Here is a 12582-nt window from a genome sequence, read left to right on the forward strand (position 1 = left end):
AAGTGCGTGCATTCCCTGTACAGATGCCGTCGGGCACCCGGTACTGGACCGTGGTGGACGACGAGTTGGGGGTGGTGGAGGAAGTCGACCGCTTCCTGCGGGAGTTGAGGTTGGCCCGGGGGCAGGCGGAGACGACGACGAAGGCGTACGCCGAGGCCGTGGTGCTGTTCCTGGTGTGGTGCGTGAGCACCGGGCGGGAGTGGCGGACCGCCGCCCGGGACATGGGCCTGTTCATGCTCTGGCTGAAGTGGACCCCGCGGAGCGACGGCCGACTGCGCGTCGTGGTGCCCGGACCGGGCGCGAGGCCGGTCCGGGGCGAGAGCCGGATCAACAAGGTGCTGACGGCAGTGCGGATGTTCCTGGTGCACGCCGTGGTGAACAAGGCCGCGCCAGCCTGGGTGTTGGAGCAGATTTATGAGCTCGGCGACGATCGCGACCTGCCTCAGGAGGCTCGCGGCGACAGCGGTGCCATGCGATACCGGATGCGGGCCCGTCACCGGCTTCAGGAGCCCGAGACTGCCATCGAGCGGGCGAGCGACGAGGAGATCGTCGCCATGTTCCTGCAGTGCCGCTCCGCCCGCGACCGGCTCATTCTCCTGCTGCTGTCGCGGGTCGGACTGCGCCCGGGGCAGGCTGCGGGCCTGCGCCGCTGCGATCCGCACCTGCTGATGGACTCCCGCTCGCTGGGCTGCGACGCCGAGGGCGCCCACGTGCACGTCGTCCGGCGTGAGAACGAGAACCGTGCCTGGTCGAAGTCGAAGAAGTCCTGGGCCATGCCCGTCGACTTCCTCGTGGTGCAGGCTTTCGACCACTACGCGCTGGAGCGCCACGAGCGCCTGGGAGCCGGCGGCAGCGATTTCCTGCTGGTCAACCTGTTCCGGCCGCCCTACGGGGCGCCGATGACGACGGATGCGATCGGCGAACTGTGTGAGTCGCTGTCCCGGCGGGCCGGGCTGGGCCGGAAGGTCGGCCCGCGGATGTGCCGGCATGCGATGGCCAGCAACGTCGCCGATGCCGGCGGCAAACTGGACGAGATCCAGGCCCTGTTGGGCCAGAAGAGCGCGGAATCGCCGCGCCCCTATCTGCACCCCAAGCCCTCGCGGCTTCGCGAGGCGGTTGAGCGGGTGCCTCTTCCGCGTGTGAACGCCAAGGAGGGCGATCGATGACGCTCGCCCCTGTCGAGAATCTGCCAGCAGCGCAGGACGACGTCACCGACGCTCTCATGAGGGCGGTGACAGTGGAATTCCAGCAGTTCATGAGCTGGGATGGCGAGGACCGCCAGCTGGTCTTCCCCCGTGACCATCCTCTGCTCGGTGGCCCGGAGTGCCTGGTGATGGGCTGCGACAAGGTCGTCTTCCATACCAAGGACCATGGGCTGTGCGCGGGCTGCGCGAAGCGACTGAAGGCCAGCGGGCAGAGCTTCGAGGAGTTCGTGTCCACCGTCAAACGGCACTGGCGCTCGATCGGCGTCGCTGACTGCCGCGTTCCGGAGTGCGGGCGCCCGTCAAAGACGTCACGTGTCGGGTTGTGCAGCGCCCACCTGGGCCAGAGGAAGTGCTTGGGCCTGCCGGTGGAGGAGTTCATCTGGCATCCGTCCGTCAAGGCGCTGCCCGGCTTCGGCCCCTGTGAGGTCGCTTCGTGCCCCCGGTCCCGTGACGGGCACAGCCGACGGTACTGCATGGCCCACTACCAGCGCCGACTGCTGGAGATCAGCAAGGGCAGCACCCTCGATGAGGAGACCTGGCGGCTGACCACCCCGGCCATGGCCCAGGCCGGGAGGGTGAGCCTGCTCGGCCTGCCCGACCGGGTCGTGGCCGAGATCCTCTACGGGCTGCAGGAACGCGTCGCCGCCGGCATCCGGCACAAGGACCACCACATCCGCCCGTTCTGCGATCTCTTCCGCACCCGGCAGGTCGGCTCGCTGGCCGAACTCGACCTCTCCGGCCTGGGCAGGATGAACGCCGCGCTGGCGAAGGGGTTCCTCAAGCACGTCATGCGTTGGGGCATGTCGCCGGAGACCGAGCGGCACAAGGACACCTGGGACGGTGCCGCCTTCGGCATGACCGGCTACCTCCACTTCGAGAAGATCAGCCAGCCATGGCTGCGCAGAGCCGCCCAGGACTGGGCGGTCGACGATGCTCCCCGCCGCCGGGGCACCAACCCCCGTGGAGCAATGCAGACGCAGATCAACTGCATCGTCAGGCTCTCCGACAGCCTCCGGCTGAACCGGCCGGACCAGGGCACGGACCCGCGGCGGCTCGGCCGCGACGACATCGTGGCCTTTCTCAACCGGATGCGCTACCTGGTGCAGCGGGGAGAGGTCGCCGCCGCACGCCACGTCGTCGATGTCCGGCACCTGCGGCGCATGCTCAGCCGCATGAGAAGTCTCGGGTTGACGCAGCCCGGACAGCCCCTGCACGGCCTGTCCGAACAGTTCACGCTCCGGCCCGAGGACATCCCGGATGACCCGGAGGACACCGACGCCAGCCGCGACCTCCCGCTGGAGGTGATGCGGCAACTCTGCGACCACCTGGACACGTTGGGAGCTGGTGACCCGCAGTCCCGCACCGCGGTCGAGCTGCTGATGGACACCGGCCGCCGCCCGGACGAGATCTGCAAGCTGCCCTTCGACTGCCTCGAACGGGACGGCGACGGCGAGCCCGTCCTGGTCTACGACAACCACAAGGCGTTCAGGAACGGCAGGCGGCTGCCGATCGCCAAGGCCACCGCGGCCCTCATCGTCGAACAGCAGCAGTACGTCCGGGACCGATTCCCGAAGGCCCCGGCCAAGGACCTCGTCCTCATGCCGTCACCGGTGGCGAACCCGCACGGCACGAAGTCGCTGACCGCCAGCTGGCTCGGGGACCGCCATCGAGGTTGGGTTGATTCCCTGCCGGACTTCCTCGTCCCCACCGTCGTCGAGGTTGCCGGTGCACGCGTCACGAAGATGCTGCCCTTCGACAAGGCGAAGATCTTCCCCTACGCCTACCGCCACACTTATGCGCAGCGTCACGCCGACGCCGGTGTCCCCGTTGACGCCCTCCGGATTTTGATGGATCATCGCCAGCTCGACACTACACAGCGTTACTACCGGGTCAGCGAGAAACGCCAACGCGAAGCAGTCGATCGTGTTACTGCGATGCAGTTCGACCGGCGCGGTAACCGTGTCTGGCGGCAGGCCAAGGCTGTCCTCGACGCCGAGCACGCCCGCCGGGCGGTCGGCGAGACCCAGGTTCCCTACGGTAACTGCACCGAACCGTCGAACGTCGCCGCCGGCGGTCAGGACTGCCCGGTCCGGTTCCGCTGCGTCGGCTGCAGTCACTTCCGCACCGACGTGTCCTATCTGCCCGATCTGGAAGCCTATCTGGCCGATCTCCTGCGCAACCGCGAGCGCCTGGCCGCGTTCACCGACGCCGACGACTGGGCCAAGGGAGAGGCGATGCCCTCGGACGACGAGATCAGCCGAGTGCGCCGCCTGGTCAAACGCGTCCGCGAGGAACTCGGTGACCTCACCGACGAGGACCGGGCCCAGATCCAGCAGGCCGTCACCGTCGTCCGCGGGACGCGGGCGGGCGCCGTCTCGCTCGGCATGCCGACGGTGCGGCAGCCCCGGCCCGACCTGCGCCCCGGGAGGACCGCATGACTTCCAGCATGATCGACGGCAAGCGAGCCGACTCCGCACGGCGCCGACAGCGTGTGATCAAGGCCCTGGATGCGGCTCTGCGCACCGGAGGCGACATCACCGTGTCAGCCCTGGCCCGGGCCGCCCGAGTCGACCGCAGCTTCCTCTACCGTCACCGTGACCTGCTCGAACGCGTTCACGTAGCTGCCAACACGCCAGTCGAGGATGGCCAGCTGGCCGCAGTCAGCCGAGCCTCCCTGCAGACCGACCTGGCCAACGCGCTGCAGCGCAACACCCGCCTCGCCACACGAGTACGCCAGCTGGAAAAGAGGCTCTCCGGGCAGCTTGGCCAGCAGGCATGGAACGAATCCGGACTCGGGACCCCACCGGACATCGACCAATTCCAGCGACGCATCACCATGTTGGAACAGGAAATCGCCGAGACACGCGGTGAGCTTGAGGAAAGGACGGAAGAACTCGAAGCATCTCGGGCCGCCAACAGGGAGCTCACCCGTGCCTTGAACCAGCCTCACTGAGCCGCGTTTCATCTTGAAATTGCGGGTCACGGCGTCGAGATGGGTTGGTCACAGGGGTTCGCTTTCCGGAAACACGCATCACCCATGTCGTCGGCGGCTACGGTCCTCAGGACGAAGAGAGATTGCAGGGTGGGAAGAGAGACACTGGTGGCTGACGTGCCGATGTGCCCGATGCAGCGGCGCAGTTCGCTGTCCTGGCATGTGGCGTAGCAGTGCAAGGAGCTGGCGCGTGTAGGAGACCGGGATGGCCCGGATGTAGTGAAAATGGCCACCAACATGCGAGTGTCACCTTCATCTTATCGGTGACCAGTTGAGGCAGTCACACCGCCCTGGCAGCCGGGGCAAGCCCGGCATGCGCGATCAGATTCGGGGCGTCGAACGCGGCGAACCCCGCACCGGGTTGTGGGAATATTTCACTTACGAGGCGCTTTGCTGGCCCTGATGAAAGCGTGAGAACTCCCACCATTACAGGTAAGCAGACACATCTTCTCATTCCCCCACTCGCAGCCCGGCCATTACGAGGTGGATCGAAGCTCAGGCTTCGCTCTTCGCCGTCATTTCACGGAAGGAGTGGCCGATCCGCTGGTCGATTCCCCGCCTCGCCATCAAAGGTCAAGATTCCGTGTATGCGGCACAGGGGGTGGGCATTCGCCTCGCGATTCGCAAAAACATCCAGAAGTTCGTAACCGGCGACCAGTACTACCTCGTTCCCCTCGTACGACTCCAGGTTAATCACTGCGGCTTCAAGTAGGCCAACCTCGCTGACAAGCAGGGGGATATTGGCACCGCCTTTCGTCAAGATCAATCCAGCTCGCGCATACAGTGATGGGATGAGTGAGGTTCCGCTGGCGCGGGCGATAGTCTCGTCGTCGACATCGCTCAACTCGGCGATTCTATTATAGGCATGCTCAAGAACTCCCACAAGGGCAATTAGCTCCCGAACGGTAATCTGGATAGCATCCGAGGCCGCCGAAGAATTCGAAGGCGGTTGAGGTTCATCACGATGACGGCGGCGTATCAAAAGGTACTCCCGGAAGGGCCTGCGGCGGGGCTCCGAATCCCCGCTGGTATTCCCGGTTTGTCACAGGACAGTTGACGGGATGAGGCTGCGCCCCAGTAGTCGTGGGTCACCTTGGGGCCACCCCTGAAAGGCATCGGAGACCCGCGAAAAACTCGGCCAACAACTTCGAGTCCACATTCCGATACACCTCGGGCTACTGGCCGATATCTGAAGTATAGCGAAAGCCCTTTCCTTGTCGACCCAATCAGTCACGCTTTGCTTCAGCATGCCCTATCTTTACCATCAGTAATACCGGTGCAGGCCCGTCTGTGTGACTCGCCGACTAGATGCCGTATGCCACGCCCGCACTGACCGACACGATACCCACGCGGTGGCGTGCTGCGCTTCTTCCAAGGGACAGCGAGCTGTCGGATACCGGGATTATCTGCTCGCAGTAATCGGCCCCGCCGAGCCGAAGCTCGGCGGGGCCGAGAAGAGCCTGCCTCCGAATTGACCAACAGTGTCAAAGGAGGTTTCTCCGGGAGGCGCCCGTTGCCGTGCGCAATATTCTGCTACATGGCTATCAGGCGGTTTCTAAGGTCTTACCCGGTCACTCCGCTATCTCGTTCTCCGCGGTTTGCGTATCGCGATCGCGATAGCTGCCCCGACGATAATTCCAGGGATGACCAGGATTCCGAGCGACAATTTTGGCATCACGAGGTGAGCCAGATAGATGCTGCTCACGCTGGCGATGGCAGCGATGACGGACCCGATACGGTCGGGTTTACGATCTGGTGAGCGCATTTGTGTCACTTTTTTCAGCCCCATCGGTAACTGCCCATTCCGCCTACACAGCCGAAGCCGCCGGCGAGCCCGGCCATGCCCCAGTCGACTGGCCCACCCCACCAGCCATACGTGATGACCGGCCCAGCTGCGGCTCCGCCCCACCACCCGCACTGTCTGACGTAGTGATTGCGCGACACGCGGCCGCCCCAGTGCCGCAAAGCGTAATAGGTGTGCCGCACAAAGCGGTGGCGTCTCCCCCAGTTTCTGAGATGTTGTCTCACATGCCGCCAATAATGGTGCCCCCACCACCAGCGTCCGTCGAGGTCGTAGTGGTTGATGGGGTCGCCGTTGCAGTAGTCGTAGGCGTTGGCGCTGCCGCCGAGGACGGGGTCGACGGACAGGAAGCGTCCGGTGGTCGGGTCGTAGAGGCGGACGCCCATGACGGTCACGTTGTCGGGGGTTTCGGTGGAGCGTTGTTTGCCGCCGAGCCAGCCGTAGCGGGTGGGGTCGGTGCCGGGTAGCAGGTTGCCGTATTCGTCGTAGGTGTTGACCACCGGGGTGGTGTTGTCCACGAGTGGGATCTGGGTGGTGATGTCGCCGTGGAGGTTGGCGAGTTGCAGGACGACGTCACCGGTCGCGCTGGTGGTGGCGATCAGGCTGCCGGTCAGGTCCTCCAGGCTTCGGCTGATGGCGCCGTTGCCCTCGTCCGTCCAGCCCGCGCTGTCGCCGTCGCCGCCGAAGTGACTGGTCTGGGTGGTGTCCGTGCTCCAGGTACCGTCCTCGGCCTGCTTCTCGGTGGTCCAGGAGGCGAGTCGTCCGGACGCGTCCAGGTTCCAGGTCGTGCGCTTGTCGCTCGCGGTGATCTGGCGGACGAGGTCGTTGGCGTAGTAGGCGTTCTGGGCGCCGCTGGCCTGCGCGGTGGTGCGGCCGAAGGCGTCGTAGACGGTGCCGGAGGCGATCAGCCGGTCGGCGCTGTCGTAGTTGTAGTTGACGGTGTTGGTGGTTGGGGTGCCGCCGTCGACGTCGTCGACCGTCGTGGTCAGGGAGTTGCGATTGGTGTTGTCGTCGAACGCGTAGGCGCGATGGGTGGTGACGCCGGCTTCGGAGTCGTCGACCTTGGTCAGACGACCCGCCGCGTCGTAGCTGTAGTCCTGATAGGCACCGCCGCCGGTGTAGACGGTACGGCTGACGACCTGGTCGTGAATGTTCTGACTGGTGGACTCGCCCTGGACGGTCCAGCCGGATTCCCAGTGCCAGTAGCGGGAGGTCTCATTGCCGGTGGGGTCGAGGTCGAACTCGACGTTCATGTTCCACGGCAGCACCTCCTTGTACAGGCGGCCGTCGGAGTCGTAGGAACCGGTGACGTCACCGATGGTGCCCATCACCGAGTCGTGGATCCGGCTGGGCAGGCCGGCCGGGTTGTCGTAGTCGTAGGTGACCGTCGACGGAGCCGAGTCGGTGACCCGGATCTTGCGGTCGCGGTTGTCGTACTCGGTGCGCGTGACGTTGCCCGCGCCATCGTCGTAGGCGATCTCCCGGCCGAGCACGTCGGTCGTGTGGGTGATGGTGGCGGTGCCGTTGGAGACGGTCGCCACGTCGCCGCTTGCCGAGTCATAGGTGGTGGTCTGGGCCGGAACTGCCGTACCGACACCGCCCGTGACCTGAGTCTGCTTCAAGCGGCCTGCGGCATCGTAGGTGTTGGTCGTGGTGCGGGTGACGCTGTTGGCCGTCTCGGAGACCTTGGCGGGGTTGCCCCAGCGGTCGTACTCCGTGGTCTTGACCGGCAGCTCGGTCGGGTTGGAACCGCCCCCGGTGATCGCACCGGCCGGACCCGTGGAGCACACGAGGTCAGCCCATTCCGGACGTCCATTACACGTGCCGGTTCCGGTGGCTGACCAGTAGCTGGTCACCGTGGCCTCGGCGTCGGTTCCGGTGGACTTGGGCAGCGTGGTCTTGATGACTCGGCCCTGGGCGTCGTAGCCGGTGCCCTTGGTCAGCTTCAGCCCGTTCGGGTCGGTCGTCACGCTGGTGGGCAAGCCCTTGCCCCAGTCGTAAGCGGTGGCCGTGGTCCGCACGTCACCGTCCGTCGGATAACCGTCGATCGTGGCGCCCACCTTGGTGGTGGTCACCTGGTCGGCCACCGTGGCGGTGCCGTCGGTGGGGCGGCCTTCGTCGTAGCTGTTGACGGTGTGCTGACGCGCGGCGACCTGGATACCGGCCGGTAGGTCGGGGCTGTCCGAGTCACCCGCGAGGGCGTGGGTGAGGGTGACCAGGTGCAGCGGCCCGGATTCCTCCAGCTCCCGCTTGCCGTCGTCCGAGTACACCGAGACGGTGCCGAGCTGTCGGGCCCGTTCGGCCGGGGAGTCGGAGAGGATGTCGAGCTGGCTCTGGGTGTTGACCTGGTAGTCCGCGTTGCCCAGCGCCAGTTCGCGGTTGGTTGCGGTCAGCTCGAAGACGGTGTTGCCGAACCGGTCGTACTGCTTGGTGGTCAGGTGGCGGCCGGGCAGGCCGGTGTTGACCGTGCGTCCGGAGGCGTCGGTGTAGGTGACGGTCGCCTTGTCGTAGTCGGCTGCGCCCAGATCGCTTCCGGTGTGGGAGAGGGGAACCTGGTCGGCGGGGAAGATGGCGGCGGCGTCCGTGGGAGCGTCCGTCTGGCCCCACGTCGCGGTGTCGGCGGGCGCGACCTGGTTGGGGGCCTTGTCGCCGGACAGCGGCACGTCGTAGACGACGGAGGTGGTGGCCTTGGCGCCGTCCTGCGTGTCCTTCGTGCCCGCCGTCAGGGTCGGGCGGGAAGCCGACAGCAGCATGCCGTCGCCGGCCACCGAACTGCTGCCCGCCTTGCCGTACTCGAACGTCCACGGCAGTTCACCCGGCGGGGTCAGCGTCGTGACCCGCCCGGCGGAGTCGTAGCCGTAGGCCGTCTTCAGTGCCGGGGAGATGCGCGGGTCCCACTGCTCACGCAGGAGGCCCTGGGTGTCGTAGGCGTACTGGGCGATCGCGGTGGCCGTGGTGGTGCTGTCACCAGGTGTGATGGCCCACAGCTTGATCTGCTTGACCTGTCCGGTGTAGTTACCGAACGCCGAGCTGGTGGCCGTGGTCGACGTGGCGTAGACGAACTGCAGGACCCGGCAGCCGGTGGTGGTGCTGGTGTTGGTGAATGAGTCGTTGCCCGCGGCCGTTGCGGTGTCGATCGCGGTCTGGCACTGGTCGGCGGTGACCGCCGAGGCGGGGGCGATCACGTACTTCGGTCGGGCCAGGGTGTTGCTGCCGGAGGTGACCTTCTCCGAGACGACCTTCGTCTTGGAGTTGTCGGTCGGCAGATAGGTACTGGACACCTGCCAGGTCGTGGCCGCCGAGTCCACCTTCGCGAACGTGGTGGTGGTGCCTTCGGTGTCCTTCAGCGTGAAGGAGCCCGTCAGCGAGCCGGTCAGCGTCAGGTCCTCCGCCCCTGTCTCCGGCTTCCAGCCGCCACTGCTGGCCGCGGTGAAGCCGGTCTCGTCGCCGTCCACGTCCACGACCGCCACGGAAGTGGCCGACGTCTTGCGCACGTATGCCCAGTCGCTGTCGGAGATCTCCGCGGTCGTGCCGGCAGTCCACTGCGGCCCGAAGATCGCCGCCTGCCCCTCCTGCTGGGCGCCGTTGGACGGGCGCCGGGAGGAGAACGTCCGCGAGACGCTCATGTCGAAGACCGAGGTGTCCGTGGCCGACAGACCGTAGTCACCGGTCAGCGTGTTCACACTGCCCGGACCGACCTTCTCGCTGGGCGCCTGGCCGGCGTTGCGGTCCACCGTGATCCGGGTGGCCGGGGAGGCGTCGGTGGTCGTGCCGTCGGTGAACACCGCACGGACGTCCACCGGGCCGTCTTCGCTGAGGGTGTCGGTGACATTCCAGGTCAGTGCCTCGGCGTTGCCGCTGGTGACGGTCGCCGGCCAGGCTGTGAGGGTCGATCCGTCGGCCTTGCGGCGGACGTCCTTTGCGGGGATGTCCTGCCAGGTGTCGGTCTCGCCGCGCCGGTACTGGTAGCGCACTCCGGTGTCACTCGTCTTGCCCTGGCCCGTCAGCTCCGCACGCCGGGCGGGACGGTCCCCGTCGCCGGGGGTGAGCAGGGCGGCGCCGGAACCGGCGTAGAAGGTGTAGCTCGTGGAGGCGGAGACGTTGCCCGCCGCGTCCTTGGTGCGCGCGGTCACGGTGTGCTTGCCCGCGCGGAAGACCGGCTTGGCGGTGACTGCGCTGCCGGTGGTGGCCACCGACTGCCAGGTGCCGCTGTCCAGGTTCCACTGGACTTCCTTCACGTCGCTGGTCGGCGGGGTGAAGGTGAATGAGCCGGTGAAGTCGCCGTTGGCGTCCGGCGTGCCCGACCACTGCCCGGATGGGAAGTCGGTGGAGGAGGCCGTTGTCGTCGCCGGGGCCGTGGTGTCGACCGTGAGGGTGCGGAAGGCCGACCAGGCGCTGTTCGCCGAGCCGTCCCCGGACCGCGTCCGCCACTTGTAGGTGCCCTGTGCCAGCGCCGTCGGCGTCCAGGTGGCCGTCGCGCCGGAGGCGACGCTGCTGCTGGAGCCGGACTGCAGCGCGGAGGTGCCGTTGGAGGCCCAGACCTCGTAGTCCAGCGTGACCTGCGAGCCGTCGCCGTCCAGGGCCTTCGCCGACAGGGTCGGCGTGGTGTCGTTGGTGGCGCCCTTATCAGCCGGAGATATCAGCGTCGGAACGTCCGGGATGGAGTTGTAGCTCACCGACAGATACGGCGTGTTGGAGGCGGCGTTGCCCGAGTTGAACCGCTTCCAGCCATACGGATCGGTCTCGTCCGAGGCTTGCAGCCCCAGGTGGTTGGAGCCGTTGCCGTTGGCGGCCCACGCCTTGGCCAGCGAGGTGACGTCCGCGTTGACCCAGCCGTCGTTGCAGGAGCTGGAGAAACCCTTGGTCAGCGTGCTGGTGGCGTACTTCGTGCCCCAACTCGGCTGGCTCGTCCAACGCGTGCTGGTGCTGGCCGCGCCCGTGCTGTACACGTCCCAACCCTTGGCCGTGCACGACCAGGAGTGGAACTCATACAGGTTCAGCTTCGCCGCGGTGATCTGCTTCCCGGTGATGTTCTTCATCGGGAACGACAGGAACGAACGGGCCACCTGGCTGGATCCGTTGTTGCCGATCTTCAGCTCGGTCGCGGCCGACTCGTCGGTGGTGTAGCCCTGCTCGACGAAGGTGTCGAAGCTGCTGCCGACGTTGATGGACGGGTCGATGGTAACCGGGAACTGCGTCTTCTCATCAGCAAGGAATTCGGCGTCCGGAGTCAGCGTGATGGTGATGGTGTCGCCGTCCTGTGCGACCTTCACCCCCACCTTCGCCTGATGGGTGTGCTCCCCGGAGTTCTTGTCCGTTTGGGCGTCCCACATCACCGGCGACGGCAAAACCCCCGCAGTCTTGCCCTTGGCGTCGGTGAAGGTGACCGACCCGTCGTCGTGGGCCTTCGCGGTCAGCCCCTTGGCCTTCAGGTTGTAGGCGACCTGGCCGGTGGCGTCGACGGCGGAACGGTTCTTCAGCTCCAGGAACTGCTCATAGCCCGTGCGCGTGGACTCGATCAGCAGGTCGGTGGCCGGCAGCGCGTCCTTGTACCGGGCGACTGTGTCATCGGCCCCCTCGATCGTGGGCTCCGGCAGCGCGCCATACCAGCCGAGCTGAAGTTGCCGACCCGTACGATCCTCCACCGTGACCAGCGGCACCGGCGCCGCTGCACTCTTCTCGCCTGCAGCCTTCAGCCCCTTCGGCGCGGCATGCTTGCCGGCGAGGGTCAGCCCGTGGGGATGCCCCTTCGCCCTGATCGAACCGTCACTGGCCTGTTCCAGCGACGGGTCGACGCTGTGCCAGGAGCCGTCGTCGTCCTTGAAGCGAATCGGTCCGGCATACGCCTTCTCCGTGACCGTCCCGTCCGGGTTGACGTAAGTGGTCGAGGTCCCCGTGCGAGCGTCGGTAGCCTCGATGCGGCGGTTCTGGATCTTGGCCTTCAACCGCGCAGCGGCAACAGAGGCCGCAGTGGCGGGGCCGAGCTTCTTGGGATTCTTACCGGAGGCCGTCGCGCTCTTGGCGGGCACTTCCCGTGGCAGGGCGACGGCTTGGCCCGTCGACTCGATGACCACGGCAGCCTCGACGGCCATCAGCAACGTCAGCGCCGCAGCGACCGGGCGTAGACGACGCAGGGGGGATAGTGGCAGATAGGGCTGCTCAGACCCTGCGGCTCTGTGCCGCGTGGGTCTGTGAAACAGAGATGGCATGTGAAGTCCTTATCCGGCGCAGTTGACTCTCTGCACCAGTCGGTGATCTTCACACGCAACTCACAACCTGTCATGACCCCATCTATGGCCAGCACTTGAATAACGACGCCTTCTTGATATGTCCATATGTCCTTTATTTACAAATTAGCGCCATATGCGCTTTACTGCCGTCCGGCAACAGGGCAAGCGCATACTCGATGAAATAGTCCTCAATTAAACTCTTACGCCTTGGGTAAGATTTTTGTCGATCTTGGTCAAGTGTGCAGGTCGCATTTCAGCCACCGAGGCTGATTTGGCGCCACTCTCACATGATCGCGCTGGTCTTGCCTGCCACGGCGCCCGCCAATCGCCACGCCAGTTGATCCGGCAGCGTCT

At 66.2% G+C, this 12582-nt stretch carries 5 protein-coding genes; 3 read left to right on the forward strand and 2 right to left on the reverse strand.

The window, feature by feature from the left end:
* Positions 1-23 precede the first annotated feature (23 nt).
* From AAFF41_RS37325 to AAFF41_RS37335, 3 genes are read left to right on the forward strand one after another with little or no spacing between them, the layout of a single operon-like run.
* Positions 24-1166 (forward strand): tyrosine-type recombinase/integrase, encoded by a 1143-nt coding sequence (locus tag AAFF41_RS37325; RefSeq protein ID WP_343325348.1) that lies wholly within the window; start codon positions 24-26, stop codon positions 1164-1166.
* Positions 1163-3643, forward strand: coding sequence for a tyrosine-type recombinase/integrase (locus tag AAFF41_RS37330; RefSeq protein ID WP_343325349.1), 2481 nt, complete (start codon positions 1163-1165; stop codon positions 3641-3643). The genes AAFF41_RS37325 and AAFF41_RS37330 overlap by 4 nt, the downstream gene beginning before the upstream one ends.
* Complete coding sequence (locus AAFF41_RS37335) at positions 3640-4158, forward strand: DUF6262 family protein (RefSeq protein ID WP_343325350.1); 519 nt, start codon at positions 3640-3642, stop codon at positions 4156-4158. Before AAFF41_RS37330 ends, AAFF41_RS37335 begins: the two co-directional genes overlap by 4 nt.
* 559 nt (positions 4159-4717) lie before the next feature.
* Here AAFF41_RS37335 and AAFF41_RS37340 read toward each other — a convergent pair.
* Both AAFF41_RS37340 and AAFF41_RS37345 read right to left on the reverse strand, forming a co-directional pair.
* Positions 4718-5041: a hypothetical protein gene (locus AAFF41_RS37340; RefSeq protein ID WP_343325351.1), complete on the reverse strand. Its 324-nt coding sequence runs from the start codon at positions 5039-5041 to the stop codon at positions 4718-4720.
* A gap of 935 nt (positions 5042-5976) precedes the next feature.
* Positions 5977-12090 carry a DNRLRE domain-containing protein gene (locus tag AAFF41_RS37345; protein WP_343325352.1) on the reverse strand — a complete coding sequence of 2038 codons (6114 nt, stop codon included), beginning with the start codon at positions 12088-12090 and terminating at the stop codon, positions 5977-5979.
* Positions 12091-12582: the final 492 nt, after the last annotated feature.

It is taken from the genome of Streptomyces mirabilis (genome assembly GCF_039503195.1).
Taxonomy (GTDB): Bacteria; Actinomycetota; Actinomycetes; order Streptomycetales; family Streptomycetaceae; genus Streptomyces; species Streptomyces mirabilis_D.

Bases quoted from the DNA above. Each gene is read 5' to 3' on its own strand.
- AAFF41_RS37330 (WP_343325349.1), top strand. From the start codon at position 1,163: ATGACGCTCGCCCCTGTCGAGAATCTGCCAGCAGCGCAGGACGACGTC.
- AAFF41_RS37345 (WP_343325352.1), bottom strand. From the start codon at position 12,090: ATGGCCGTCGAGGCTGCCGTGGTCATCGAGTCGACGGGCCAAGCCGTC.
- AAFF41_RS37335 (WP_343325350.1), top strand. From the start codon at position 3,640: ATGACTTCCAGCATGATCGACGGCAAGCGAGCCGACTCCGCACGGCGC.
- AAFF41_RS37325 (WP_343325348.1), top strand. From the start codon at position 24: ATGCCGTCGGGCACCCGGTACTGGACCGTGGTGGACGACGAGTTGGGG.